Raw genomic sequence first — 24,408 nt, 5'->3', positions numbered from 1 at the left:
AGGGCCGCCTACCGGCTGTCCTCCACGCGCAGCAGCTCGACCGTCGGCGGCGAGGCCAGGATCTCGCTGAAGGCGTGCATCCAGCGGCCCGTCTCCTCCTCGTCCGACCCGACGCCGCGCTCGCGGAACTGGTCGAACTGGTCCAGGCTGGTCAGCTCGACCTCGAACTGCAGCGCCGCCCCGCCCTGGCCGCGGGTCAGCGGCACCAGCAGCCGGGCCTTCAGCCGGTTGCGCCGGGCGGCCTCGACCTCGCGGTGGATGAAGTCGATCGCGCTCTGGCGGTTGATCGGCTGAACGTCGTACGAGAAGCGGGCGATATACATGCCGTTCCCTCCTGGGGCGTCGCTGGGGCGGTCCTATGGGGACAACACCCGAGCGCCCGCCTGAGGTTCATCGCCGCTTTCGCTGCGCGTCACCCGATCGACCTGCGCGGTCGCCCGCCGGGCACGCGCCTCAAGAGACCGTTTGGAAATGCGCTGGTGTGAGTCGGCTGGCGGCGGTTTCGAGAACCGGAGCGCAGCGCACATAGGTGCGTGAGCACCGGAAGCGCAGAAACCGTCGTCAGACGGCCGCACCAGTAGCATTTACGCACGGTCTCTAGTCGGCTTCCACCGCCGAGGCGTGGCTGCGCAGCTCCTCGATGAAGACGCGGCTGTTCTCGGTGTAGTCGACCGGCACGCTGACCAGGTGCACGCCACCCTGGGCAAAGGCCTTCTCCAGCGTCGGCGCGAAGTCCTCGGCGGATTTCACGTCCCAGCCGGTCGCGCCATAGGCCCGGGCATAGGTCACGAAATCCGGGTTGCCGAAGGTCAGGCCCCAATCGGCGAAGCCCTGCGCCTCCTGCTTCCAGCGGATCATGCCGTAGGCGTTGTCGACCAGGATCACCACGACCAGGTTCAGCTTCAGCCGGATCGCCGTCTCCAGCTCCTGCGAGTTCATCATGAAGCCGCCGTCGCCGCACACCGCCATCACCCGGCGGTCCGGATGCAGCATCGCCGCCACCATGGCCGAGGGCAGGCCGGCGCCCATCGTCGCCAGCGCGTTGTCCAAGAGGATGGTGTTGGCGATATGGGTGCGGTAGCTGCGGGCGAACCAGATCTTGTACATGCCGTTGTCGAGGGCGACGACGCCGTCCTCCGGCATCACCGCCCGCACGTCGTGGACGATGCGCTGCGGCAGCAGCGGGAATTTCGCGCTGGTGCCGTCCGCCGACACCTTCTCCAGGATCCTGCGGCGCAGCTCGGCGAAGGCCTCGGCCGCGGTCGGGTGCGGCCCGCCGAAGACCTCGGCGATGCGGGCCAGCGAGGCGCCGATGTCGCCCACCACCTCATGGTCCGGGAAATACACCTCGGCGATGTCGGCCGGCTGGTAGCCGACATGGATCACCTTCTGCCCCGCCTGCTCCATGATGAAGGGCGGCTTCTCCACCACGTCGTGGCCGATGGCCAGGATCAGGTCGGCGCTCGTCACCGCGTCGTGCAGATAGTCGCCCTCGGACAGGGCGGCGGTGCCGATATAGAGGCCGGAATTGCCGTCGACCGCGCCCTTGCCCATCTGGGTGTTGAAGAACGGGATGCCCATCCGGCGCACGAAGTCGGACAGCGCCGGCACCAGGTGACGGCGGTTGCCGGCGGCGCCGATCATCACCAGCGGGCGCTCGGCCGCGCGCAGCATTTCGGCGGCGGTGGCGATGGCCGCGTCGTTCCCCACCGGCAGCTCCAGCGGGTGCAGCGGCACCGGGCCCAGCCCTTCGGGCGCCGGGGCGGCGGCGATGTCCTCCGGCAGCTCCAGATGCACCGGGCCCGGCCGCTCCTCCTGGGCGATGCGGAAGGCGTTGCGCACCAGGGTCGGGATCGCGCCGGTGCTGACGATCTGGCGCGACGACTTGGTCAGCGGCCGCATGGTGGCGACGATGTCGACGATCTGGAACTGCGCCTGGCGGCTCTTCAGGATCGGCTTCTGGCCGGTGATCATCACCATCGGCATGGCGCCCAGCAGGGCATAGGCCGCGCCGGTGGTCAGGTTCAGCGCGCCGGGGCCCAGCGTGGTCAGGCAGACGCCGGCCTTGCCGGTCAGGCGGCCATAGGTCGCGGCCATGAAGGCGGCCGACTGCTCGTGCCGGGTGACGATCAGCTCGATGCCGGAGCGGCGGAGCGATTCGACGATGTCGAGATTCTCCTCGCCGGGCACGCCGAAGACGCGGTCCACGCCCTCATTGACCAGGGCCTCGACGAGAAGGTCGGAGCCGGTCCGCTGCGCAGCCATGCTTGTTCTCCTGGTGGCGGTGCGATGCCCCGGCAGGATAGGCCGCGCGCCACGGGGATGACATGACCTCGCTGCAGGGCAGACGGACGGCATGCGCACGCGGGGCATGGCCGCGCGGTCTGGCCGGAACCGTCGGCAGATGCCATCCTGTGCGGGGCGCCGCGCCACGCGCCGATTGACCGCGACCCGCCGAAGGGTTTCTTCTCCCGCCATGCAAGACGGATTGCCGCCGGACTGGGACTGCCGACCGATCGCCGACAGGCATCGCGCCGGGCTCGAGGCGCTCGGCCTCTGGCTGGTCGAGGCGACGCGTCGGCCGGTGCCGCTGAAGGGCCTGTTCCCGGGATTCTGCGAGCGGGTGGCGCAGACCATCGTCCCGGCCTGGCGCATCCATATCGGGCTCGAGGTGCTGCATCCGGAGATCAGCGGCACCATGCTGGTCTGGAGCGACGAGGCCATCGAGTTCCGGGAGCGGGAGCGCCAGGGCATCCTGCAGAGCACGGGCTATCTGACCAGCCCGACCAAGGTCGTCGACGACACCGAGCGGGCGTATCGCCGGCGGCTCGACGGCGATGTCAGCGACATGCCGCTGCTGCAGGAGCTGCAGCAGCAGGGCTCGACCGACTACCTGATCACGCCGCTGCCCTTCCTGGACACCAGCCGCACCCGCTTCCTGTCCTTCGCCACGCGGCAGCCGGGCGGCTTCGACGACGACGACCTGAAGGCGCTCGACACCGCCGCCCGTCTGTTCAGCCCCTATGCCGAGCGCCAGGTGTGGAAGCGCATCGCGCTCGACCTGCTCGACACCTATGTCGGCGCCCGCACCAGCCAGCGCATCGTCGAGGGCCAGATCGAGCGCGGCCAGGTCGACTGGATCGAGGCGGCGATCTGGCTGGCCGACCTGCGCGCCTTCACCCGGCGCAGCGAGGTCCACGCCATCGGCGACGTGGTCGAGATGCTGAACGGCTGGTTCGGCGACATGGGCGCGGCGATCGAGGCCGAAGGCGGCGAGATCCTGAAGTTCATCGGCGACGCCGTGCTGGCGATCTTCCCGGTGACGCAGGATGTGGACCGCCGCACCGCCTGCGCCGCCGCCTTGGCCGCGGCCGAGGCCTTCTGCGCCCGGGTCGACGCCACCAATGCCGAGCGCGGGCTCACCGGGCCGGACGCGGTCGATTTCGGCATCGGCCTGCATCTTGGCGAGATCGCCTACGGCAATATCGGCGCGGCGCGGCGGCTGGACTTCACCGTGATCGGCCCGGCGGTGAACCGCGCCAGCCGGCTGGAGGAGCTGACCAAGACCCTGCGCCGCCGGGTGCTGGTGTCGGAACCGTTCCGCGACGCCTGCGGCCGCCCGCTGCTCGACCTCGGCCTCCACCCGCTGCGCGACGTCGAGGGCACGCACCGGATTTTCGGGATCGCGTAGCCCGCCCGGTCTCTCTCACCGTCATGGCGAGCCCCGCAGGGGCGTGGCCATCCAGCCTGCCATCATCAAGCGCGGCGGCTGAAGGAGTGGATGGCCGCGCTTCGCTCGCCATGACGCTGTTGGGACCTTTCGACCGTTCCGATAAGGTCGTGCCGACAACAGCCACAGGCCCTTCCGATGAAAGCCGTCGTCTTCGAACAGTTCCGCCAGGCGCCGACCGTGCAGACCGTGCCGGACCCGTCGCCATCGGCGGAGGGCGTGGTGGTGAAGGTCGAAGCGACCGGCCTGTGCCGCAGCGACTGGCATGGCTGGATGGGGCACGATTCCGACATCGTGCTGCCGCATGTGCCGGGGCATGAGCTGGCCGGCACCATCGTCGCGGTCGGGCCCCAGGTCCGGCGCTGGCGCGAGGGCCAGCGGGTCACCGTGCCCTTCGTCGCCGGCTGCGGCCATTGCCCGGAATGCGCCAGCGGCAACCAGCAGGTCTGCGAGCGGCAGTTCCAGCCCGGCTTCACCGCCTGGGGCTCCTTCGCCGAATACGTCGCGCTCGACTTCGCCGACGCCAACCTGGTCGCCCTGCCGGACGCGATCGATTCGGCCACCGCGGCCAGCCTGGGCTGCCGCTTCGCCACCTCCTTCCGCGCCATCGTCGACCAGGGCCGGGTGCGGGGCGGGGAATGGGTGGCGGTGCATGGCTGCGGCGGCGTCGGGCTGTCGGCGATCATGATCGCCAGCGCCCTCGGGGCCAATGTCGTGGCGGTCGACCTGACCGACCAGAAGCTCGACCTCGCCCGCCGGCTCGGCGCCGCGGCGACGGTCAATGCCGGCGGCTCGGCGAATGTCGTGCACGAGATCCGCGACGTGACCGGCGGCGGCGCCCATGTCTCGGTCGACGCGCTCGGCCACCCGGCCACCTGCATGAACTCGATCCGCTGCCTGCGCCGGCGCGGCCGGCACATCCAGGTCGGGCTGATGCTGGACGACCACGCCCGCCCGCCGGTGCCGATGGACCGGGTGATCGCCTATGAGCTGGAGATCCTGGGCAGCCACGGCATGCAGGCGTTCCGCTACCGGGCGATGCTGGACATGATCGCGGCCGGCACGCTGGCGCCGCAGCAGCTGATCGGCAGCCGCATCAGCCTGGACGAGGCGGCGGTGGCGCTGACCCAGATGGACCGCTTCGACGGCACCGGCATCAGCGTGGTGACGCGGATCTGAGGGGCCGGGCTCAGGTCTCGGTTTCGTCCCAAGGCCAGGGTCCGCCCTTATCGACCAGCCGCTGCCGCGCGGCTTCGATGCGGGCCTTGTAATCCGCCAGGAAGGGCTCGGACAACGTGCGCTCGAGGTAGCCCTGCAGCCGCGTCAGGGCCCAGAGCTCGCCGTCGTGCCGGACCGCGTCGCGAAGCCGGTTGCCGTTCTCGTCGTCCAGCGTCCGTGCCAGGAACTCGAGAAGCACGACGGCTTCATCCCGCGTGAGGGCAAGGGGGATCGATTCCTCGCCCTCCTGCGTCTCTCCGCTCATCTTCGCCTCACACCTTCCCCGCCCCCAGGATCAGGCGGATGCCCAGCGCGCCCATGACCGAGCCGGCGGCGCGGTCGAACCAGCGCTTCCAGCGCAGATAGAGGGCGCGCGGCCGGTCGGCGGAGAAGACCAGGGCGACGATGCTGTACCAGCCGGCCTCGATGGCGAAGATCGCCGGCAGCAGCACGGCGAAAGTCCACACCGGCACCTGCGGCGGCAGGAAGGCGGCGAAGATGCTGCCATAGACGATCGCCGCCTTCGGGTTGCTCAGCTGGGTGACGGCGGCCAGGGTGAAGGACCGGCGGACGCTGCGCGGCCGGCCCTCCGCCGTCTTCGGCACCGTGATCGGCTTGTCCGCGGTGCGCCACAGGGCGAAGGCGAGCCACAGCAGGTACAGGCCGCCCAGCACCTTCAGCGTCAGGTACAGCCATTCCACCTGGGCCAGGATCGCCTGTAGGCCGAACAGGCCGAGCCCGCCATAGACCACCCCGCCGACGCCCATGCCCAGCGCGGCCGCGAGCCCGTCGCGGCGCGACAGGGCGATGGCGGTGCGGGTGACGAAGACGAAGCTGGGCCCCGGGCTGGCCGCGCCGACCACGATGGCGCCGAGGATGCTGAGCAGCGGAACGGCAAGATCCATGATGTCCTCCCTGGGCCGTCAATCTGTCGGATTCCCGGATCCGGGGCCATTCATTCTTGTCCGTCCTCCCCGCTGAAGCTTGGCCTGCGAGGGCGCCGGACACGATCTCAGTGGTATTATCGGCTGTCCATGTTCATGATGTGTTCCATGGACGTGGAGCGCCCCGATTGCGAGACGGAGGACCGGCCGGTCGACAGGGACCTGGCCTGGACGCAATGGGCGCTGGGTTCGCTGGCCGAGCTGGTGGAGATCCAACTTCGCACGGCGCGGATGACGGCGACGGAGCAGTTGGCGACGCCGATCCTGCAGGCACGGCCGGATTTCGCGCTGGCGCAGGTGCGCCTGGCCCGTTCGGTGCGACTGTCGATCGCGATGAGCCAGCGGATCCGCGAGGGCTATCAGGAGCGCAGGGCCGGGGCGCCGGAGCGCACGCCGGCGGAGGAGGCGGCCGCCGAAGCCGCCCCGGCCGAGGCCGCGCCGGCAGCCGGGCCGAAGGACGGCGAGCCCCCGGCGGAACCGCGCGAGTCGCTGGTCGAGAGCGAATGCCTGGAGGACGAGCCCGAACCGGACGAGGCGGCGGAGGAGCGGCGCGACCTGGACGCGGCCTTGCTGCCGAGGGACCGGGACGGCGCCGCCGCGGTCGAGATCCCCGATCGCCTGCCCGACCGCCCTGCCGACGCCGTTCCCGTGGCCGCTCGGCCCGAGCCCGACTGGCCTCGTCCTTTGGACGAGCCCGACACCGGCCGGCCCATGCCGGCTCTCCCGAAGCCGGACAGCAGCTGAGCGCCGGCGTCGCATCCCCGCACCGTCATTGCGAGGAGGCGAAGCCGACGAAGCAATCCAGGGGCCGGTTCGCACGGCTCTGGATCGCTTCGCTGCGCTCGCGATGACGGTGTGGGGCGGAGAGCCGGTGTCCAGAGCCGATGGTTTTGCCTCTCCTGCCCGGGCTTGACCCGGGATCACGGGAGAGGTCGGAGGCGCTCGGCACCTTCGGGTGAGGGGGTTTTGTCGAGACCGGAAGCCCTACGCGCAGACCTCAGGCCGCCGTCTCGATCTCCTCGCCGGTCAGGTGGTCGGCATGCAGGCAGTGGCCGTGGCTGTGGTCGGCCAGCACCTCGATCACCCGGCAATGGCCGATCGTGCCATGCCGGCACTGCTCCACCATCCGCTCCAGCTCGGCCTTCAGCGCTTCCAGCCGGGCGATGCGGGCCTGCACCGCCGCCAGCTGCTCCTGCGCGATCCGGTCGGCGGTGGCGCAGGGCTGGGCCGGGTCGTCGGCCAGGGTCAGCAGCTGGCGGATGGCGTCCAGCGGGAAGCCCAGCTCGCGGCTGTGGCGGATGAAGGCCAGCCGGTCGCTGTGCGCCCGGCCGTAGATCCGCTGGTTGCCCAGGGTCCGCGCCGCCTCCGGCATCAGCCCGATCTGCTCGTAGTAGCGGATGGTCTGGACCTTGCAGCCGGTGCGGCGGGCCAGCTCGCCGATCGGCATCGCATCGCCGCGCGCGGACATGGATTTTTCCTCTTGAAGCTACAGTCGCTGTAGCTCCCATCTTCCCCTGCGACGGATCTTTCGGCAAGGGAGTGCGTCGCATGGCAGCGGCGAATGACGAGCGGCAGGGCCTGACCCTCCGCTACCGGGTCGAGGGCATGGATTGCCCCAGCTGCGTCGGCAAGCTGCAGACGGCGCTGGGCCGGATCGAGGGCGTCAGCGGCGTCGAGGTCAGTTTCGCCACCGGCCTTCTGGCCTTCGGCGCGCAGGGCGCCGCCTCGGACGGCCGCGCCGTGGAGGACAAGATCCGCGCCCTCGGCTTCACCCCGACCGCGATCGCTGACATGGCGCCTCGTGCCCCGGCCGCGGAGGAGGCGAAGCCCTGGTGGCGCGAGCGCAAGGCGCAGCTGGTCGGCTTCACCGGCCTCCTGCTGGCGGCGGCCTTCGTCGCCGGGCAGATCGTCCCGGCCGAGGCCGAATGGGCCTATGTCGCCGCGGCGCTGATCGGGCTGGTGCCGGTCGGCCGCCGCACCCTGACCCTGATCCGCTCCGGCTCGCCCTTCAGCATCGAGACACTGATGGCCGTCGCCGCGATCGGCGCCATCGCCATCGGCGCGGCGTCGGAGGCGGCGGTGGTGGTGTTCCTGTTCGCCGTCGGCGAGCTCTTGGAGACCGTCGCCGCCGGCCGCGCCCGCCAGGGCATCAGGGCGCTGGTCTCGCTGGTGCCGCGCACGGCGCAGCGCGAAAGGGGGGGCGAGGCGAATGGCTCCCTGACGACCGTGCCGGTCGACGACCTGGCGATCGGCGACATCGTGCTGGTCCGCCCCGGCGACCGGGTGCCGGCCGACGGCACGATCGTCGACGGCGCGTCGGAGCTGGACGAGGCGCCGATCACCGGCGAATCCGTGCCGGTGGCCAAGGCGGCGGGCGATGCGGTCTATGCCGGCAGCATCAACGCCGGCGGCGCGTTGCGCCTGCGGGTGACGCGGGCGGCGGCGGACAACACCATCGCCCGGATCATCCACATGGTCGAGGCGGCGCAGTCCAGCAAGGCGCCGACCGCCCGCTTCATCGACCGGTTCAGCGCCTGGTACACCCCGGCCGCCATGGCCGTGGCGGCGCTGGTGATCGCGGTGCCGCCGCTGCTGTTCGGCGGCGACTGGTCGGTCTGGACCTATCGCGGCCTGTCGCTGCTGCTGATCGCCTGCCCCTGCGCCCTGGTGCTGTCGACCCCGGCGGCCATCGCCTCCGGCATCGCCGCCGGCACCCGCCGCGGCCTGCTGCTGAAGGGCGGCGCGGCGCTGGAGATGCTGGGCAAGGTCAAGGCCGTCGCCTTCGACAAGACCGGCACGCTGACCGTCGGCCGGCCCCAGGTCACCGACATCGTCGCGCCGGGCGGCACCGAGGCCGAAGTGCTGGCCGAGGCGGCGGCGGTCGAGAGCGGCTCCAGCCACCCGCTGGCCCGCGCCATCCTCGAGGCCGCGTCCGCCCGCAAGGTCGCCGTGCCGGCCGTCGCCGAGGCCTCGGCGATCGCCGGCAAGGCGGTGCTGGGCCGGGTCGGCGCCGACCTGCTGGCGGTGGGCTCGCCGCGCTATGCCGCGGAGCGCGGGCCGCTGCCGGCCGGTCTGGCCGACCGGGTGGCGGCGCTGGAGGCCGAGGGCAAGACCGTGGTCGTGCTGCTGGGCGAGGCCGGCCCGCGCGGGCTGATCGCGCTGCGCGACGAGCCGCGCGAGGACGCCGCCGCCGCGGTGGCGGCGCTGCGCCGGGCCGGGGTCCAGCCGGTGATGCTGACCGGCGACAACCGCCGCGCCGCCGCGGCCGTGGCCGGCACGCTCGGCATCGCGGTCGAGGCCGAGCTGCTGCCGGACGACAAGCTGGCGGCGATCGGCAGGCTGAAGGCGCAGGGGCCGGTCGCCATGGTCGGCGACGGCATCAACGACGCGCCGGCGCTGGCCGCGGCCTCGGTCGGCGTGGCCATGGGCGGCGGCACCGACGTGGCGCTGGAGACGGCGGATGCGGCGCTGCTGAACAACCGCGTCACCGGCGTGGCCGAGCTGATCGGCCTGTCCCGCGCCACCCTGGCCAACATCCATCAGAACATCGCCGTCGCCCTCGGCCTCAAGGCGCTGTTCCTGGCCACCACCCTGTTCGGCGCGACCTCGCTGTGGATGGCGATCCTGGCCGACACCGGCGCCACCGTGCTGGTGACGCTGAACGCGCTCAGGCTGCTGCGCCTGCTGCCCGCGGTACGGCCGGGCGCACCCGCGGCCGTCCAGGCCCATGGGCACGACCACGCGCACGCCCACGGCCAAGACGACGAGCATGCCCACGATCATGACCACGACCATGCCGCCGCGCGTGAGACGGAGGCCGACGATTGCTGCGCCCATGGCGCCTGCGGCTCCCGCCCCGCGAACGTCGTCTGCGGGGCGTGCCGGGCGCCGAACCAGGCCTCGGCCCGGTTCTGCAGCCGGTGCGGGCAGGCGATGGCGGCGTGACAGCAGGCGGCGGGTCTGGGAACATTGTCCCCAGCTTGCCGTTGATCCTCCGCAACCGGCCAGGGGTCGGACAGAGGCCCGTGACGGCAAGCACCAACCAGGCAACCAGGGGGTGTGCCATGGGGCTGATCAATTTCATCAAGCATGCGGGCGAGAAGCTGTTCGGCGGCGGCGAGGCCGAGGCCGCGACGGCGGACGACCTGAAGAAGCAGATCCAGGCGCAGGGGCTCGACCCCGCCGGGGTCGACATCAAGGTCGAGGGCGACAAGGTGACGGTTGGCGGCAACGTCGCCTCCACCGAGGTGGCGGAGAAGATCGCGCTGGCGGTCGGCAACACGCCCGGGGTCGCCCAGGTGCAGAACGACCTCGCCGCCGCCGCCCCGGCGCCGGAATCGAGGTTCTACACGGTGAAGAAGGGCGACACGCTGTCGGCGATCGCCAAGGCGGAATACGGGAACGCCAACGACTACAACAAGATCTTCGAGGCCAACAAACCGATGCTAAAGCACCCGGACAAGATCTATCCGGGCCAGGTGCTGCGCATCCCGTCCTGACGACTTTCCACGGCCGAGCCGAAGGCCCTGCGTCTCTCCGCGCGGGGCCTTCTTTCCCATGTCGCGCTGCCGTCCGTTGCGCTATCAGCAGGGGCAGGGGAGCGCATGCGGGAGTCCTCGGGCTTGGCCAATGTCCTGTTCATCACCGCCGACCAGTGGCGCGGTGACACGCTGTCGGCGGTGGGGCATCCCTGCATCCGCACCCCGGCGCTGGATGCCCTGGCGCAGGAGGCCACGCTGTTCCGGCGCCACCACACCGTGGCCTATCCCTGCGGCCCGTCCCGTGCCTCGCTGCTGACCGGCCTCTACCCCCACACCCATCGCAGCGTGCGCAACGGCATGCCGCTCGACGCCCGCCACACGAATCTGGCGCTGGAGGCGCGGCGCGGCGGGTGGGATCCGCTGCTGTTCGGCTACACCGACACCTCGCTCGACCCGCGCGGCCGGGCGCCGGACGACCCGGCGCGCCACAGCTACGAAGGCGTGGCCCCGGGCTTCACCCCGGTGCTGAACCTGTCCGAATCCAGCCGCGCCTGGATCGCCGACCTGCTGGCCAAGGGCTACGACGTGCCGGCGCCGGGGGAGGGGCGGGACCCGCTCTACGACCCGGACCAGTCGGCCGAGGCGGCGCCGGGCGGCTTCGGCCCGACCCGCGTGCGAGCGGAGGACAGCGAGACCGCCTTCATGACCGACCAGGTGCTGCGCCACATGGCGGTGCTGCGGGGCCGGCCCTGGTTCGTGCACCTGACCTATATCTGCCCGCACCCGCCCTTCGCCGCCCCGGCGCCCTGGCACCTGGCCTATGACCCGGCTTCGGTGCCGGCCCCGCTGCGCGGCCCGTCCGCGGCGGCGGAGGGGGCGCAGCATCCGCTCCTCGCCGGGCTGCACCGGGCGGTGCGGCTCGACAAGTTCCTGAACCATGCCGAAGGCCCGGCCTCCGCCCTCGACGCCGCCGGCGTCGCCGCGGTCCGCGCCGCCTATTACGGGCTGGCGTCCGAGGTCGACCACCATCTCGGCCGGGTGTTCGAGTTCCTGAAAGCCAGCGGCCAGTGGGACGACACGCTGATCGTCTTCACCTCCGACCATGGCGAGCAGCTCGGCGACCATTATCTCTTCGGCAAGCTCGGCTATTTCGACCAGTCGGCCCACATCCCGCTGATCGTCCGCGACCCGCGGCCGGAGGCGGATGCCGGCCGCGGCCGGCAGGTCGACGACTTCACCGAATCGGTCGACATCATGCCGACCATCCTCGGCTGGCTCGGCCTGCCCGTGCCGCGGCAGTGCGACGGCCGATCGCTGCTGCCCTTCTGCCGGGGCGAGCGGCCGCGGGATTGGCGCGACGCGGCGCACTGGTTCTACGATTTCGGCAATGTCCGGGAGCGGGTCGGCGAGGCGCGGCTGCATTCCGATCAGTGCGGCGTCCAGGTGATCCGTGACGCCCGGCGCAAATACGTGCACTGCACCGACCTGCCGCCCCTGTTCTTCGACCTGGAGCGCGACCCCAGCGAGTTCGAGGACCGCAGCCGCGACCCGGCCTATGCCGGGGAGATGCTGGCCTATGCCCAGAAGCTCCTGTCCTGGCGGATGCGGCACGAGGACCGGGCTCTCAGCCACATCACGCTCGAAGGCGGCTACTTCGAGGAAGAGGCGCGATGAGCACGGCAGACATCCGCGGCATCCTGTTCGACAAGGACGGCACGCTGATCGACTACGAGGCGACCTGGCTGCCGCTGAACCGCGAGGCCGCGCTGTTCGCGGCGGCGGGCGACCCGGAGCTGGCGCTGCGCCTGCTCGAGGTCGGCGGCGCCGACCCGCACACCGGCGTCGTCCGGGCCGACAGCCTGTTCGCCGCCGGGGCGACGCCGGAGATCGCGGCCGCCTGGATCGCCGCCGGCAGCCCCTACGGCCTCGACCTGCTGGTGCCCGAGATGGACCGCATCTTCCGCAGCGCGACCACGGCCGTGATCCGGCCGACCGTCGCCGACCCAGCCGGGCTGTTCCGGCGGCTGCGCGATCGCGGGCTGAAGCTCGGCGTGGCCTCGAGCGATGGCGAGGTCGCGATCCGCGGGACGCTGGCGATGTTCGGCCTGCTCGACCTGGTCGATTTCATCGCCGGCTATGACAGCGGCCACGGCCACAAGCCGAATCCCGGCATGGTCTACGGCTTCTGCGACGCCACCGGCCTGCCGCCCGGCGCCGTGCTGATGGTCGGCGACAACCGGCACGACATGGCGATGGGGCGCGCGGCCGGCTGCGGCCTCTGTGTCGGCGTTCTCAGCGGAACCGGCACCGCCCAGACCCTGGCCGGCCTCGCCGATCTCTGCCTGCCGGATATCGGCGGGCTGGAGGATCTTCTCGGCGGACTGCAACGGGCCTGATGGCATCAGCCGCCTTTTAGACTAAAGTCCGCAAAAATGCCGTCCGTGGAGGATTCACGTGCCCGGATTTCCGATCGTGGACAGCCACGTCCATATTTATGATCCAGCCCTATTGTCCTATCCGTGGATGGATCAGGCCCCCAGCCTGAAGTCGCGCCACCTGCCGGACGAATACGACCGGCAGCGCGACGGCGTGGCGGTCGACCGCTACGTCTTCGTCGAGGTCGACGTCGCGCCGGCCCAGCGGGTCGAGGAGGCGCGCTGGGTCGGCGCGCTCGCCGATCCCCGGCTCGGCGCCCTCGTCGCCGCGGCGGCGGTCGAGGACGGCCAGGCGGTGCGGACCGAGCTCGACGCGCTGCACGCCGCCACCCCGAAGCTGCGCGGCATCCGCCGGCTGATCCAGGGCGAGGCGGTGGATTTCTGCATCCGGCCCGGCTTCGTCGAAGGCGTGCGGCTCCTGTCGGAATACGACCTGTCCTTCGACCTCTGCATCTTCCATCCGCAGTTCGACGCCGCGATCGAACTGGTGCGCCGCTGCCCGGAGGTCCGCTTCGTCCTGGACCATATCGGCAAGCCTGGGATCCGGGACGGCATCGACCGGCCCTGGCGCGACCAGATGCGGGCCCTGGCGGCGCTGCCGAATGTCTGGTGCAAGCTGTCGGGTGTGGTTACCGAAGCCGATCACGAGGGCTGGACCCGGGCGCAGATCGAGCCCTACATACGTCATACGATTGACTGCTTCGGCTTCGACCGCACCATGTTCGGCAGCGACTGGCCCGTCTGCGAGCTGGCCTCCAGCTATCGCCGCTGGGTCGACACGCTGGACGCCATCCTCGCGGATGCGTCGGAAGCGCAGCTGCGGCAGCTCTATCGCGACACCGCCATCGCCTTCTACCGGCTCGGCTGAGCCCAAGACGCATAGAGAGGACCCGCCCATGGACCCGATCGCCACGCGCCCGCTGGGCAAGAGCGGCGTTCCCGTCACCCAGCTCGGCTTCGGCGGGGCGCCGCTCGGCGACCTCTACCAGAGGCTGCCGGACGCGCAGGCGATCCAGACCATGGCCAAGGCGCTGGAGCTGGGCGTCACCCTGGTCGACACCTCGCCGCTCTACGGCCACGGCCTGTCCGAGCACCGCTTCGGCCAGGCGCTGCGGCCGCGGCCGCGCGACAGCTACGTGCTGTCGACCAAGGTCGGGCGCTACTTCGTGTCGCCGGGGCGCGGCGGGGTCGACCGCGGCACCTGGGCCGGCGGGCTCGAGTTCAACCCGGTGTTCGACTACAGCTACGACGGCGCCATGCGCTCCTTCGAGCAGAGCCTGATGCGCCTCGGCATCTCCTCGGTCGACATCCTCTTGATCCACGACGTCGACATCTGGACCCACGGCTCGCGCGAGGCCTATGAGCAGCGGCTGCAGGAGGCGCTGGCCGGGGCCACCAAGGCGCTGCTCAAGCTGCGCGAGGAGGGCGTGGTCAAGGCGATCGGCGTCGGCGTCAACGAGGTCGAGGCGTGCATGCGCTTCGCCGAGGGCGGCGATTTCGACTGCTTCCTGCTGGCCGGGCGCTACACGCTCTTGGAGCAGACGGCGCTCGACGACTTCCTGCCGCTGTGCCAGCGCCGCAACATCGGCATCATGCTGGGCGGGCCGTACAATTCCGGCATCCTGGCCACCGGCGCCGTGCCCGGCGCCCGCTACAACTACAAGGAGGCGCCGCCGGAGATCCTGGAGCGGGTGGGCCGGATCGAGGCGGTGTGCCGCCGCCACGGCGTGCCCTTGCCGGCGGCGGCGATCCAGTTCCCGCTGGCCCATCCGGTGGTCGCCTCGATGATCCCGGGCGCGGTGAAGCCGGAGGAGGTGGAGCGCAACCACGCCCTGATCGCCACGCCGATCCCGGCCGAATTCTGGGCCGAGCTGAAGCGCGAAGGCCTGGTGCGCGAGGACGCGCCGGTTCCGGGCTGAGCCCGATGGGAGGGCATGGATGGCTGAGCGACATCTCGTTCCCGCGGCGGGCGGCGCCGGGCTGGTCCTCAAACGCGGGGAGCGGCTTCGGATCATCGACACCGAGGGCGGGCAGACCGGGGACCTTCTCGCCTATTCGCTCGACGGCAGCGAGCGGCTGTCGAACGGCCGCAGCTTCGACTATGGCGGCAGGATCTATCTCTCGACCGGCGACGTGCTGTGGTCCGACCGCAGCAACCCGATGCTGACCATCGTCGAGGACCAGGTCGGCCGGCACGATTTCCTCTACGCGCCCTGCAGCCTCGAGATGTACCGCATCCAGTACGGGGTGAAGGACCATCACCCGAACTGCCATGACAATCTGTGCGCGGCGCTGCGCGAGCTGGGGATCGAGCCGCACCCGCTGCCGACCGCCTTCAACGTCTTCATGAATGTCGAGGTCACACCCGATGGCAGGCTGGTGATCGTGCCGCCACGGTCCCGCGCCGGCGACGCGATCGTGCTGCGGGCCGAGACGGACCTCGCCGTGGCGATCTCATCCTGCCCGGCGTCCACCTGCAACGGCGGCATACCGGCCCGGCCGCTGGCGATCGAAGTCCTGCCGGGCTGACCTCCATGCATCACCGCAGGAGCGCTCGGGCTGCACGTGCCGCGGCATGCGCGTATCCGGATTTCCTGTGCAGGAGAATCTGGGTGACCGCACCGTCGATGAGGACCATCAAGCTCTGGGCCAGCGCTGCGGAATCATCACGGCCCTCTGCCTTCAAGCTCTCGGCAAGCCAGTTTTCGAAGCTCGCCTTATGCGAACGGGCAATCAGGATGGCCGGATGCCCGGGCGCATTGGCAAGCTCGCCCGTCGCCCGCACGAATCCGCACCCCTTCCATTCCGGCATATCGGCACGGCGGCCGAGGCGCCGAAATATGCGCTCGAGGCGTTCCAGGACCGTACCCTCGACGCCCGCCCATCGTTGGAAGCGTTCCAATGTCGGTTGGCTTCTGGATTCGAGATAGGCCGCGAACAGCTCGTCCTTCGAACGGAAATGATAGTAGAGCGTCTTCTTGGTGATCCCGGCCTTGGCCGCGATGTCATCGACGCCCACCGCGCGGAAGCCCTCTCCATAGAACAGGTCGTCCGCAGCTGAGAGGATCTCCAGGCGCGTATCTCGTGCACTACGGGCCATGGGAGTTGTCCCATCGACGGTTGAGCGGGTTGCCCTGCGGGACGGCGCCGCGCCATCCCGATGCGGAAGAAGTATACCGACCAGTGAGTATACAAGGCCGCCCCGATCGCGCAAGGCTGCCCTGGATACGGTGGCCGCAGCTCTCCAACCGCGTGGAGGAAGGGATCATGTCCCCATCGGCGGGCAATACTCACACTGGCTACTGGACGTCGGCCGTGATCGTCGTGCTGGCCTCGGCGGCTGCGATCCTCTCGATCTCGATGGGGCTGAGGCAGAGCCTGGGGCTCTTTATGGAGCCGATGGTCCAGGCCGGCACTGTCTCGGTGGCTGCATTTGGCTTCGCCATGGCGGTGCAGAACCTGGTCTGGGGCCTTGGCCAGCCCTTCATGGGCGCGCTCTCCGACAAGTATGGCGGGACGTTCGTGATCATCGGGGCCGCTGTCCTGTTCGCGGCCGGGCTCGCGCTGACGAGCATGGGCACCGGGTTCGGGCTCTATGTCGGGGGAGGGCTGCTGACCGGGATCGCTGTGGCCGGCGCCTCGCACGGGGTCCTGGTCGGAATCCTGTCACGCATTGCCGCCCCGCAGATTCGTGCCGCCGTCATCTCGATTCTCGCTGCGGCCGGCTCTCTCGGCACCTTTGTCCTGGCGCCGCTGGCGCAATTCCTGATCGAGAGAGTGAACTGGCAAGATGCGCTTCTGACATTCGCCGGCCTGGCCGCCACGATGGCCGCCTTCGCATTCGCTCTCAGCCCTCGACCCCGGGCCGATATCGCCCCCTCGGCGCCCAAGGCGAATGCCGTCGCGGCGATCCGTCAGGCTCTGTCCCATCCAGGCTATGTCGCGATGACGATCGCGTTCTTCGCCTGCGGCTTTCAGTTGATATTCGTCACGACGCACCTGCCCAAATATGTCGCCATCTGCGGCTTGCCGCCATCGGTCGGCGCTCAGGCCATCGCTCTCATCGGCGCGTTCAATGCCGTCGGCACGTTGGTGGCGGGCCATCTCGGCGCGCGCCACGGAAACAAGCGGGTCCTGGCTGCGATCTATCTGCTGCGGACGCTTGCGATCAGCGTCTACGCCTTCGTGCCCGCCACGTTCGAGAGCACGCTGCTGTTCGGTGCCGCGATGGGCTTTCTTTGGCTGAGCGTGATTCCGCCGGTGAGCGGCTTGCTCAACGCGATGTTCGGGCCAACGAACTTTGGCGCGCTTTTCGGCGTGATGTTCGTCAGCCACCAGATCGGCGCCTTCCTCGGGGCCTGGCTCGGCGGGCTCGCCTTCGACGCGAGTGGCAGCTATGGGGCCGCGTGGCTTTCGCTTGTCGTCGTGGGCGGATTGGCAGCCGCAATCCAGTATCTCATGGACGACAGCCCTCGGGTGCATCCCGCCTGAGACCGCAGCGGCCGCACGCAAGTCTCGGTGCTGTCGGCAATCATCACTGCACGCGTAGGTGCAACCTCGTCCGCGCCCGTCACAGCAGCCCCAGGCTGCGGAAGCTGGAATGCCCCTTGCGGCCGACGATGACGTGGTCGTGCAGAGCGACGCCGACCGTCTCCAGCGCCCGCGCCACCGCCTTGGTCATCTCGATGTCCGCGCGGGACGGGGTGGGATCTCCGGACGGATGGTTGTGCACCAGGATCAGGGCGGAAGCGCCGAGCTCCAGCGCCCGCCGCGCCACCTCGCGGGGATAGACCGGCGCCTGGTCGACCGTGCCCTGGGCGGTGGCGTCGTCGGCCAGAAGCCCGTTCTTGCGGTCGAGATACAGCACCCGCACCTGCTCGGTGCCGCCGAACTTCATGGCGACGCCGAGATAGTCGAGGAGCGCCTGCCAGGACCCGATCACCGGCCGGTCGACGACCTGCTCCTTCAGCATCCGTTCGGCCGCGGCCTGCACCACCTTCAGGAGGGCGATGGTGCCGTCGCCCAGGCCCCCGCGCTGGGCCAGCTGCGCCGGGGTCGCCGCCAGCACCGCGCCCAGGCTGCCGAAGGTCGCGATCAGCTGCTTGGCCATCGGCTTGGTGTCGCGCCGCGGGATCGCCGCGAACAGCAGCAGCTCCAGGATCTCGTAGTCGGCGAGGGCGCCGGCGCCGGCCGTCAGGAAGCGCTGCCGCAGCCGGTCGCGATGGCCGGTGTAGGTGGGAACCGGGTCCGTCGCCTCCGGCGCTTCGGTCACGGCGCCCCCGACTACGAAACCGGATAGGGCGGCTGGGTGTGGCCGGCGGGGGACAGGGTGAAGATCTCCACCCCGTCCCTGGTGACGCCGACCGTATGCTCGAACTGGGCCGACAGGCTGCGGTCGCGGGTCACCGCGGTCCAGCCGTCGGACAGGATCTTCACCGCCCAGTGGCCGGCATTGACCATCGGCTCGATGGTGAAGATCATGCCTTCGCGCAGCACCAGCCCGTCGCCGCGCCGGCCGTAATGCAGGATGCTGGGCGGGGCGTGGAACACGCGGCCGACGCCGTGGCCGCAGAAGTCGCGCACCACCGAGAAGCGGTGCCCCTCGGCATAGCTCTGGATGGCGTGGCCGATGTCGCCCAGCGTGGCGCCCGGCTTGACCGCCGCGATGCCGCGCATCATCGACTCATAGGTCACCTCGATCAGCCGCTTGGCCTTGACCGCCAGCTTGTCGCCGGCGACGTACATGCGGCTCGAATCCCCGTACCAGCCGTCCAGGATCGGGGTGACGTCGATGTTCAGGATGTCGCCGTTCTCCAGCTTCCGGTCGCCCGGTATGCCGTGGCAGACGACATGGTTCAGCGAGATGCAGCTCGATTTCGGATAGCCGCGATAGCCCAGCGTCGCCGGCACCGCGCCGTGGTCGCGCATGAAGCCGTCGCACAGCTTGTCCAGCTCGTCGGTGGTGACGCCGGGGCGAACATGCGGGGCGATGAAGTCGAGGGTCTCGGCCGCCAGCCGGCCGGCACGCCGCATCGCCGCGAACTCGGCCTCGCCATGCAGGGGGATGTGGCCTTCCTCGCGGGTCTGGGGTTCCACCTCGGTCACGCTTTCTGTCCTGTCTCGCATCGCCTCTAGCCTATAGCACCGCCGCCGCGCGGTCGCCACCCGGCGGGATATGGGGGCGACTCGGCGGAACGCCGAGGGCCGGCGCCGCAGGACGGGCATGCGATGGCAGTCGGCTTGACTCCTTTTTATAACCAAACGATCATTTATAAACTAGCAAACCGATGGAGGAGACGATGCCGCTGCCGCTGAACGGAAGGATCGCCCTGGTCGCAGGCGGGACCCGCGGGGGCGGCCGCGGGATCGCGGGGGGGCTCGGGGCGGCCGGCGCCACCGTCTACGTCACCGGGCGCAGCATCCGCGGGCAGGCTTCGGAATACCGGCGGCCGGAGACGATCGAGGAGACGGCGGAGCTGGTCTCGGCCGCGGGCGGCCGCGGCATCGCGGTCCAGACCGATCATCTGGTGCCGGAGCAGGTCGAGCGGCTGGTCGCCCGCATCACCGAGGAGCAGGGGCGGCTCGACATCCTGGTGAACGACCTCTGGGGCGGCGAGACGCTGTTCGAGTGGAACAAGCCGGTGTGGGAGCACGACCTGCGGAACGGCCTGCGCCTGCTCGAGCTCGGGGTGCACAGCCATCTGATCACGGCGCATTACGCCCTGCCGCTCCTGATCCGGCATCCCGGCGGCCTCCTGGTCGAGGTCACCGACGGCACGGCGGAGTACAACGCAAACCACTACCGCCTGTCGCCCTTCTACGACCTCGCCAAGGTGTCGGTGAACCGGATGGCCTGGGCCCATGCCAAGGATCTGGCGCCGCACGGCGCCACCTCTGTGTCGCTGACGCCGGGCTGGATGCGGTCGGAGATGATGCTGGAGGCCTATCAGGTCACCGAGGAGACCTGGCGCGACGCCACGAAGGTCCAGCCGCATTTCATCATCTCGGAGACGCCGCGCTTCACCGGCCGCGCCGTGGCGGCGCTGGCGGCCGACCCGGACCGGGCGCGCTGGAACGGCCAGTCCCTCTCCAGCGGCCGGCTGGCGCGGGTCTACGGCTTCACCGATCTCGACGGGTCGCAGCCCGACGCGTGGCGCTACATCGTCGAGGTGCAGGACGCCGGCAAGCCGGCCGATGCCACCGGTTATCGCTAGATTCGGCCTGTCTCCCGGCGCGTCCAGGCGATAGCATCGCCCGGATTCACGCCAGGGCAGGACCATGACCGAGACGCGCATCGTGACCGCCGCCGTTCTGGTGATCGGCGACGAGATCCTTTCCGGCCGCACCAAGGACGCCAATATGGGCTTCCTGGCCGAGCGGCTGACCGAGCTCGGCATCCGCCTGCGCGAGGCGCGGGTGGTGCCGGACGACCCGGAGGAGATCGTGGCGGCGGTCAACGCGCTCAGGGCGCGCTACGACTATCTCTTCACCACCGGCGGCATCGGGCCGACCCATGACGACATCACCGCCGAATGCATCGCCCGCGCCTTCGGCGTGCCCCTGCTGCGCCACCCCGAGGCGGTGCGGCGGCTGGAGGCGCATTACGAGCCCGGCCAGCTGAACGAGGCGCGGCTGCGCATGGCGAACGTGCCGGAGGGCGGCGTGCTGATCGACAACCCGGTCAGCGCCGCGCCCGGCTTCCGCATCGGCAATGTCCATGTCATGGCCGGGGTGCCGCGGATCATGCAGGCCATGTTCGACGGCATCGCCCCCACCCTGGCCGGCGGCGACAGGGTGCTCAGCCGCACCGTGACCTGCGACCTCGGCGAAGGCGTGATCGCCGCCGGGCTCGGCGCCATCGCCGCGGTCTATCCGGAGCTCTCGATCGGCAGCTACCCGTATTTCCGGGCCGGCAGGTTCGGCACCAGCCTGGTGCTGCGCGGCACCGATTCCGAAAGGCTGTCCTCGGCCGCCGAGGCGGTGCGCTCCCTGGTGGTCTCGCTTGGCGGCACGGCCGGGCTCGATCCCGAGAAGAACGAATAGGCCAGCCCGATCAGCAGCGCGATGCCGAGCCAGGCGGCGAGATAGAGCAGGCCGCGGCCATCCCAGCCGCGGCGCAGCACGGCCGGCCCCACCAGGATCAGGGCGGCGACCAGCCAGACCAGGTGGATCCAGTCGAAATCGCTCATGCTCCGACAATGGAGGGCGATCCGCCCGCCGGCAAGCCGCATTCGGCTTGCGCGGCGGGCGGGGCCGGGCGATAGAGGCCCGGTGCGGACGTGGTGGAACCGGTAGACACAGCAGACTTAAAATCTGCGTCCCTCGGGAGTGCGGGTTCGAGTCCCGCCGTCCGCACCATCAACCCTAGGAAACCGTTGTAGCCCAAGAGATTGAGGGTTATCAAGGGGTTCGGTCGCGCCCACCGCTACAAAGGGCGCCGCAAATGGGCATCCCTATGACCGGCCTGAGACGAGCACCGAACAGCGACTGGTTCAGCCGCAAGGCGATCCCCGAAGATGTCCGCGAGGCGTACCGTCTGGCGCACGGGGTAGGCCGTGAGGAGCGCTTTCGCCGTCCTGGGTCTCTCCCCCAGGCGCGGGCCGTGGCCGAGTTGCGGGATTGGGATGCGGAGATATCGGGCCGGATTGATGCCCTTCGTGCTGCCCGTGAGGGGCGCGGGCGGGACCTGACCAAGCGCGAAGCGCATGCCCTGGCCGGGGATTGGTACGGCTGGTTCATCGCCCAGCATGAGGATGAGCCGGGTGAGCCCGAAGGCTGGGAAGTCCATGCCGAGAGGATCACGGACGCTTACGCCCGGTTCGCCCCGGTGAACAACGACCGCCCCGCAGCCGATCAGGGGTGGACGACCAAGCCAGCCGTGCGGCGCCACGTCCGCGCCGTGGTCTCCCAGATCACAGATGCGCAACGCTTCCTCGCCGAACGGGGGGAGGTGCTGACTGATGCGGCCGACGCCCTGTTCCTGGACGTGCTGGAGGAGGAGGCGATAGCGGCTTTCGCCCTGCTGGTGCGGCGGGCCGGCGGTGACTACGGCCGAGACCGGCGGCCGGGCAGGTTCCCGACAGCGGCCCCCCAAGGTGCGCATATCCCAGTGGCCGGCGGCCCCCAAGAGCCCGCTAAGGGCACCGCGAAAATGGCGGGCATGGATTGCCGGAAGCTATTCGCGGCCTGGGTCAAGGAACGGCGGCCGGCCCCGTCCACCGTGAACCGCTGGCGTTCTGTCTTCGATGCCCTCGACAAGGCCCATGGCGAGCGCGATGCAGGGACCATCACGGAAGCCGATGCGAGGGCCTGGGCGGACACGCTGGTTACGCCTGAGCGGTCGCCCAAGGTCGCCAACGAGGTATGGCTAAGGGCCGCTTCGGTTGTCTTCGGGTGGGCAGCGAAGCGAAAGACCGTCATCACCAATCCATTCGCGGGGATCACCATCGCCGCGCCCAGGTCGACGCCGAAGCTGCGCGAGCGGGAATTCCGTGAGGACGAGTGGTCGGTGATCCTCCGAGCCTCCCTGGCGGACGCTGCACGGCCCGTGAAGCCCGGCCCGAAGCGTTCCCAGCACAAGGCATTGGCGCGGCGCTGGGTGCCTTGGCTCTGCGCCTACACGGGCGCCCGGCCGGGGGAGGTCACGCAGCTTCGCGGTGAGGATGTGAAGCAGCACCGGCAGGGCTTCTGGTACATCCGCATCACGCCCGAGGCGGGCACCGTGAAGGGCGGGGCAGCACGGGAGGTGCCGTTGCATCCCCACGTCATCGCGCAAGGCTTCTTGGCCTTCGTGGAGGAGGCAGGCCCCGGCCCGTTGTTCTACGATCCTCAGGCAGCGGCAAAGGTCCCCGCCATTGATGATCCGACCAAGCCCAGCCGGCCCCCGTGGGTGATGGCACGGCAAAAGCTTGGTGAGTGGGTGCGAGACCTGGGCATCACCGACAAGGGTATCAGCCCGAACCATGCATGGCGCCACACGTTCAAGCAACGGGCGGCTAGGGCCGGCATTGAGAAGCGCATCCGGGATGCCTTCTGCGGCCACGCCCCTGCGACCGTAGGGGACCGGTATGAACAGCCGACGCTAGAAGACCTAGCCAAGGCCGTTGGCCAGTTCCCCCGGTACGACCTGGAATAGGCCGTTCGCCGCCGTTGCGGTCCCCCCTTCCGGCCGCCTAGCATCACCTCCGGGAAACCGGACGGGCCTGGGCCACAACCCGTCAACGGCGCGTCATGGTTCCCCTCGGGGAGGATCGGGCGGGACTGAGATTGCGGCTGCACCTAGTGCTCTGCAACCTGCCCGATCCGCTCCCCTCAACCGCCCGGACAGGGCCGCGGGCTGGGCCGCTACGGTTGCTGCTGCTGCGTCTGGGCAGTCCCCTTCTTCGGCTCCCTAGGCAGCCGCCCGGTCCGCGGATCGAGCCCATGCCGTGCGCAATACGCTGCCCGTTCCGCCCTCGCCTGGGCCATCCCCTCGGCCGTCACCTGGTCCCGATCCCGCCCGGCCGCGACCTGGGTCTCGATCCAGGCTTTCCAGCGGTCGACCCGTTCGGCCTGAGCGGCCAGGAACGCGGCATGGGCGGCACCATCAGCCGCCCGGAGCTCGGCCTGTAGCTGCGCCTTGGTCTTGGGCTTGTCCTTGGAAATGATGGTCCACGCTGCCCGTGTCCGTACCGTCCCGGTCCTGGCGTCACCCTCACCCCGCGCGTTGACCTTCTTCAGGGTGATGTTCGACCGGCGCAGGTCGGTGCGATCCGCCGCTGCGTACACCAGCTTCTGGTTCGGGGTGGCGCCGAGGATCAAGCGGCCCACCTGGACCACCTTGCCGGCATGGTAGGCCCGCACGACGGAAGCGCGGTAGGTGCCGCTGGTCACCTCCGTGAGGTACCAATTCGGGGTCACCCCACGGGCTGCTAGGGCATCCCAATCGGCGCGGTCGAGGGTGGCGGTGCCGGCCCCGTTGGCGAGCGGAACGAGGACGACGGGTTTGCCGCGTTCATCGGTCGTGAAGGTCGGTGGACGCAAGGCGCTTATGGACCGGCCGGGCTTGAACTTCGGGCTCTGGGCGGTCGTGCTGGTCATAGGTGATCGGTTCCTGTCGGATGTCAGTTCATGGGGGGGAGAGGAGGGACCGGGGACGGGCCTAGGCGGATGTACCCCCGTCCTCGCCGTCCAACTCCAGCCCCTCAGACTGTGCGGTTTTCATCCCGTAGAAGGGGTTCCGGCCCATCCTGAAGGGCCACAGGGCGCAGCCTGTGGCGGTGCACTTCCGGGCCTCGCTGGCGTCACCTCCCGAGCAACCGAGGCAGTGCGCCCGAATGGCCTTCATGGGGCTGGTGGGGCGACCGTCCTGCGACATTGAGACGGGATCGAGGGTGCGCGGATCGGCGCCGATCAGTTCCCCGCCATCGATGGCGTAAGGGCTGGGCATGAGGAGCGGCGAGGTGCGGTCTTGGCTCGGCAGAGCCTGCGCGCTGGTGTAGGTCAGGCGTTCCTTGATCATTGGTGTCGTGTTCCTTCAACGAGAAAACCCGCCTCGGCAGGACCGGGCGGGCTGGGGGTGGTGTCGGGTGTCGTGGTGGTCGAGGCTCGCCCTAGCGGGC

The 24,408-nt window shown here is 70.1% G+C and carries 24 protein-coding genes and 1 tRNA gene; 15 read left to right on the top strand and 10 right to left on the bottom strand.

Features of this window, described 5'->3' with window-relative positions:
* Positions 1 to 8: 8 nt before the first annotated feature.
* Complete coding sequence (locus LG391_RS07140; RefSeq protein WP_225767279.1) at positions 9 to 323, bottom strand: hypothetical protein; 315 nt, start codon at positions 321 to 323, stop codon at positions 9 to 11.
* Between the two features lie 274 nt (positions 324 to 597).
* The gene (locus tag LG391_RS07135) at positions 598 to 2,265 is read right to left on the bottom strand and encodes an acetolactate synthase large subunit (RefSeq protein ID WP_225767278.1); all 1,668 of its coding nucleotides are present in this window, start codon (positions 2,263 to 2,265) and stop codon (positions 598 to 600) included.
* Between the two features lie 211 nt (positions 2,266 to 2,476).
* Between LG391_RS07135 and LG391_RS07130 the strand changes: the two genes are divergently transcribed.
* Together LG391_RS07130 and LG391_RS07125 are read left to right on the top strand one after the other, a co-directional pair.
* Positions 2,477 to 3,691 carry an adenylate/guanylate cyclase domain-containing protein gene (locus LG391_RS07130; RefSeq protein WP_225767277.1) on the top strand — a complete coding sequence of 405 codons (1,215 nt, stop codon included), beginning with the start codon at positions 2,477 to 2,479 and terminating at the stop codon, positions 3,689 to 3,691.
* Between the two features lie 177 nt (positions 3,692 to 3,868).
* Positions 3,869 to 4,909, top strand: a complete 1,041-nt coding sequence (locus LG391_RS07125) for a zinc-dependent alcohol dehydrogenase family protein (RefSeq protein ID WP_225767276.1) — start codon at positions 3,869 to 3,871, stop codon at positions 4,907 to 4,909.
* Between the two features lie 10 nt (positions 4,910 to 4,919).
* On the opposite strand, the gene LG391_RS07120 is transcribed toward LG391_RS07125, so the two are convergent.
* Both LG391_RS07120 and LG391_RS07115 read right to left on the bottom strand, forming a co-directional pair.
* On the bottom strand, positions 4,920 to 5,213 hold the full coding sequence (locus LG391_RS07120) for a hypothetical protein (RefSeq protein ID WP_225767275.1): 294 nt from the start codon (positions 5,211 to 5,213) through the stop codon (positions 4,920 to 4,922).
* A 7-nt stretch (positions 5,214 to 5,220) separates the two neighbouring features.
* A complete protein-coding gene (locus LG391_RS07115; RefSeq protein WP_225767274.1) occupies positions 5,221 to 5,853 on the bottom strand; it encodes a LysE family translocator in 633 nt (210 codons plus the stop codon).
* Between the two features lie 147 nt (positions 5,854 to 6,000).
* Between LG391_RS07115 and LG391_RS07110 the strand changes: the two genes are divergently transcribed.
* On the top strand, positions 6,001 to 6,636 hold the full coding sequence (locus LG391_RS07110; protein WP_225767273.1) for a hypothetical protein: 636 nt from the start codon (positions 6,001 to 6,003) through the stop codon (positions 6,634 to 6,636).
* Between the two features lie 253 nt (positions 6,637 to 6,889).
* Here LG391_RS07110 and LG391_RS07105 read toward each other — a convergent pair whose 3' ends face one another.
* Positions 6,890 to 7,360, bottom strand: a complete 471-nt coding sequence (locus LG391_RS07105) for a helix-turn-helix domain-containing protein (protein WP_225767272.1) — start codon at positions 7,358 to 7,360, stop codon at positions 6,890 to 6,892.
* Between the two features lie 80 nt (positions 7,361 to 7,440).
* Here LG391_RS07105 and LG391_RS07100 point away from each other — a divergent pair, with 80 nt between their 5' ends.
* The 7 genes from LG391_RS07100 to LG391_RS07070 all read left to right on the top strand — a co-directional run bounded on the left by LG391_RS07100 (position 7,441) and on the right by LG391_RS07070 (position 15,337).
* Entirely contained in the window at positions 7,441 to 9,837 is a 2,397-nt protein-coding gene (locus LG391_RS07100) for a heavy metal translocating P-type ATPase (protein WP_225767271.1), read from the top strand.
* 119 nt (positions 9,838 to 9,956) lie between these two features.
* A complete protein-coding gene (gene lysM, locus LG391_RS07095; protein ID WP_225767270.1) occupies positions 9,957 to 10,391 on the top strand; it encodes a peptidoglycan-binding protein LysM in 435 nt (144 codons plus the stop codon).
* 105 nt (positions 10,392 to 10,496) lie between these two features.
* Positions 10,497 to 12,047, top strand: coding sequence for an alkaline phosphatase family protein (locus LG391_RS07090; RefSeq protein WP_225767269.1), 1,551 nt, complete (start codon positions 10,497 to 10,499; stop codon positions 12,045 to 12,047).
* Positions 12,044 to 12,769 carry an HAD family hydrolase gene (locus LG391_RS07085; RefSeq protein WP_225767268.1) on the top strand — a complete coding sequence of 242 codons (726 nt, stop codon included), beginning with the start codon at positions 12,044 to 12,046 and terminating at the stop codon, positions 12,767 to 12,769. The genes LG391_RS07090 and LG391_RS07085 overlap by 4 nt, the downstream gene beginning before the upstream one ends.
* A 58-nt stretch (positions 12,770 to 12,827) precedes the next feature.
* Positions 12,828 to 13,676 (top strand): amidohydrolase family protein, encoded by an 849-nt coding sequence (locus LG391_RS07080; protein WP_308013030.1) that lies wholly within the window; start codon positions 12,828 to 12,830, stop codon positions 13,674 to 13,676.
* A 28-nt stretch (positions 13,677 to 13,704) separates the two neighbouring features.
* Positions 13,705 to 14,727: an aldo/keto reductase gene (locus tag LG391_RS07075; RefSeq protein WP_225767267.1), complete on the top strand. Its 1,023-nt coding sequence runs from the start codon at positions 13,705 to 13,707 to the stop codon at positions 14,725 to 14,727.
* A gap of 19 nt (positions 14,728 to 14,746) precedes the next feature.
* Positions 14,747 to 15,337 carry a DUF1989 domain-containing protein gene (locus LG391_RS07070; protein WP_225767266.1) on the top strand — a complete coding sequence of 197 codons (591 nt, stop codon included), beginning with the start codon at positions 14,747 to 14,749 and terminating at the stop codon, positions 15,335 to 15,337.
* Between the two features lie 10 nt (positions 15,338 to 15,347).
* Here the strand turns inward: LG391_RS07070 and LG391_RS07065 are convergent, their stop codons facing one another.
* Positions 15,348 to 15,908 carry a TetR/AcrR family transcriptional regulator gene (locus LG391_RS07065; RefSeq protein ID WP_225767265.1) on the bottom strand — a complete coding sequence of 187 codons (561 nt, stop codon included), beginning with the start codon at positions 15,906 to 15,908 and terminating at the stop codon, positions 15,348 to 15,350.
* 215 nt (positions 15,909 to 16,123) lie between these two features.
* On the opposite strand from LG391_RS07065, the gene LG391_RS07060 reads away from it, so the two are divergent.
* Positions 16,124 to 17,299 (top strand): MFS transporter, encoded by a 1,176-nt coding sequence (locus LG391_RS07060; RefSeq protein ID WP_255646447.1) that lies wholly within the window; start codon positions 16,124 to 16,126, stop codon positions 17,297 to 17,299.
* Positions 17,300 to 17,378: 79 nt separating this feature from the next.
* Here the strand turns inward: LG391_RS07060 and radC are convergent, their stop codons facing one another.
* Both radC and map read right to left on the bottom strand, forming a co-directional pair.
* Positions 17,379 to 18,080: a DNA repair protein RadC gene (gene radC, locus LG391_RS07055; protein ID WP_225767263.1), complete on the bottom strand. Its 702-nt coding sequence runs from the start codon at positions 18,078 to 18,080 to the stop codon at positions 17,379 to 17,381.
* An 11-nt stretch (positions 18,081 to 18,091) separates the two neighbouring features.
* The gene (map, locus tag LG391_RS07050; protein ID WP_374200735.1) at positions 18,092 to 18,841 is read right to left on the bottom strand and encodes a type I methionyl aminopeptidase; all 750 of its coding nucleotides are present in this window, start codon (positions 18,839 to 18,841) and stop codon (positions 18,092 to 18,094) included.
* A gap of 266 nt (positions 18,842 to 19,107) precedes the next feature.
* Between map and LG391_RS07045 the strand changes: the two genes are divergently transcribed.
* The 4 genes from LG391_RS07045 to LG391_RS07030 all read left to right on the top strand — a co-directional run bounded on the left by LG391_RS07045 (position 19,108) and on the right by LG391_RS07030 (position 22,943).
* Entirely contained in the window at positions 19,108 to 20,022 is a 915-nt protein-coding gene (locus tag LG391_RS07045; RefSeq protein ID WP_225767261.1) for an SDR family oxidoreductase, read from the top strand.
* A 64-nt stretch (positions 20,023 to 20,086) separates the two neighbouring features.
* Positions 20,087 to 20,851 (top strand): molybdopterin-binding protein, encoded by a 765-nt coding sequence (locus tag LG391_RS07040; RefSeq protein WP_225767260.1) that lies wholly within the window; start codon positions 20,087 to 20,089, stop codon positions 20,849 to 20,851.
* Between the two features lie 230 nt (positions 20,852 to 21,081).
* Positions 21,082 to 21,166: transfer RNA gene (locus tag LG391_RS07035), tRNA-Leu, on the top strand.
* Positions 21,167 to 21,263: 97 nt separating this feature from the next.
* The gene (locus LG391_RS07030) at positions 21,264 to 22,943 is read left to right on the top strand and encodes a hypothetical protein (RefSeq protein ID WP_225767259.1); all 1,680 of its coding nucleotides are present in this window, start codon (positions 21,264 to 21,266) and stop codon (positions 22,941 to 22,943) included.
* A gap of 209 nt (positions 22,944 to 23,152) precedes the next feature.
* Here LG391_RS07030 and LG391_RS07025 read toward each other — a convergent pair whose 3' ends face one another.
* Positions 23,153 to 23,887 carry a hypothetical protein gene (locus LG391_RS07025; protein ID WP_225767258.1) on the bottom strand — a complete coding sequence of 245 codons (735 nt, stop codon included), beginning with the start codon at positions 23,885 to 23,887 and terminating at the stop codon, positions 23,153 to 23,155.
* Positions 23,888 to 23,948: 61 nt separating this feature from the next.
* On the bottom strand, positions 23,949 to 24,308 hold the full coding sequence (locus LG391_RS07020; protein ID WP_225767257.1) for a hypothetical protein: 360 nt from the start codon (positions 24,306 to 24,308) through the stop codon (positions 23,949 to 23,951).
* Positions 24,309 to 24,408 lie beyond the last annotated feature (100 nt).

The sequence above is a fragment of the Inquilinus sp. Marseille-Q2685 genome, from assembly GCF_916619195.1.
Classification (GTDB): Bacteria; Pseudomonadota; Alphaproteobacteria; order DSM-16000; family Inquilinaceae; genus Inquilinus.
This window is presented reverse-complemented; position numbering and strand designations above follow the sequence as displayed.

Coding starts and splice junctions, on each gene's coding strand:
- LG391_RS07085 (WP_225767268.1), top strand. CDS start 12,044: ATGAGCACGGCAGACATCCGCGGCATCCTGTTCGACAAGGACGGCACG.
- LG391_RS07110 (WP_225767273.1), top strand. CDS start 6,001: ATGGACGTGGAGCGCCCCGATTGCGAGACGGAGGACCGGCCGGTCGAC.
- LG391_RS07045 (WP_225767261.1), top strand. CDS start 19,108: ATGCCGCTGCCGCTGAACGGAAGGATCGCCCTGGTCGCAGGCGGGACC.
- LG391_RS07120 (WP_225767275.1), bottom strand. CDS start 5,213: ATGAGCGGAGAGACGCAGGAGGGCGAGGAATCGATCCCCCTTGCCCTC.
- LG391_RS07065 (WP_225767265.1), bottom strand. CDS start 15,908: ATGGCCCGTAGTGCACGAGATACGCGCCTGGAGATCCTCTCAGCTGCG.
- LG391_RS07025 (WP_225767258.1), bottom strand. CDS start 23,887: ATGACCAGCACGACCGCCCAGAGCCCGAAGTTCAAGCCCGGCCGGTCC.
- LG391_RS07090 (WP_225767269.1), top strand. CDS start 10,497: ATGCGGGAGTCCTCGGGCTTGGCCAATGTCCTGTTCATCACCGCCGAC.
- LG391_RS07115 (WP_225767274.1), bottom strand. CDS start 5,853: ATGGATCTTGCCGTTCCGCTGCTCAGCATCCTCGGCGCCATCGTGGTC.
- LG391_RS07030 (WP_225767259.1), top strand. CDS start 21,264: ATGACCGGCCTGAGACGAGCACCGAACAGCGACTGGTTCAGCCGCAAG.
- LG391_RS07125 (WP_225767276.1), top strand. CDS start 3,869: ATGAAAGCCGTCGTCTTCGAACAGTTCCGCCAGGCGCCGACCGTGCAG.
- map (WP_374200735.1), bottom strand. CDS start 18,841: ATGCGGCGTGCCGGCCGGCTGGCGGCCGAGACCCTCGACTTCATCGCC.
- LG391_RS07135 (WP_225767278.1), bottom strand. CDS start 2,265: ATGGCTGCGCAGCGGACCGGCTCCGACCTTCTCGTCGAGGCCCTGGTC.
- LG391_RS07020 (WP_225767257.1), bottom strand. CDS start 24,308: ATGATCAAGGAACGCCTGACCTACACCAGCGCGCAGGCTCTGCCGAGC.
- LG391_RS07040 (WP_225767260.1), top strand. CDS start 20,087: ATGACCGAGACGCGCATCGTGACCGCCGCCGTTCTGGTGATCGGCGAC.
- LG391_RS07140 (WP_225767279.1), bottom strand. CDS start 323: ATGTATATCGCCCGCTTCTCGTACGACGTTCAGCCGATCAACCGCCAG.
- LG391_RS07100 (WP_225767271.1), top strand. CDS start 7,441: ATGGCAGCGGCGAATGACGAGCGGCAGGGCCTGACCCTCCGCTACCGG.
- lysM (WP_225767270.1), top strand. CDS start 9,957: ATGGGGCTGATCAATTTCATCAAGCATGCGGGCGAGAAGCTGTTCGGC.
- LG391_RS07070 (WP_225767266.1), top strand. CDS start 14,747: ATGGCTGAGCGACATCTCGTTCCCGCGGCGGGCGGCGCCGGGCTGGTC.
- LG391_RS07075 (WP_225767267.1), top strand. CDS start 13,705: ATGGACCCGATCGCCACGCGCCCGCTGGGCAAGAGCGGCGTTCCCGTC.
- LG391_RS07130 (WP_225767277.1), top strand. CDS start 2,477: ATGCAAGACGGATTGCCGCCGGACTGGGACTGCCGACCGATCGCCGAC.
- LG391_RS07105 (WP_225767272.1), bottom strand. CDS start 7,360: ATGTCCGCGCGCGGCGATGCGATGCCGATCGGCGAGCTGGCCCGCCGC.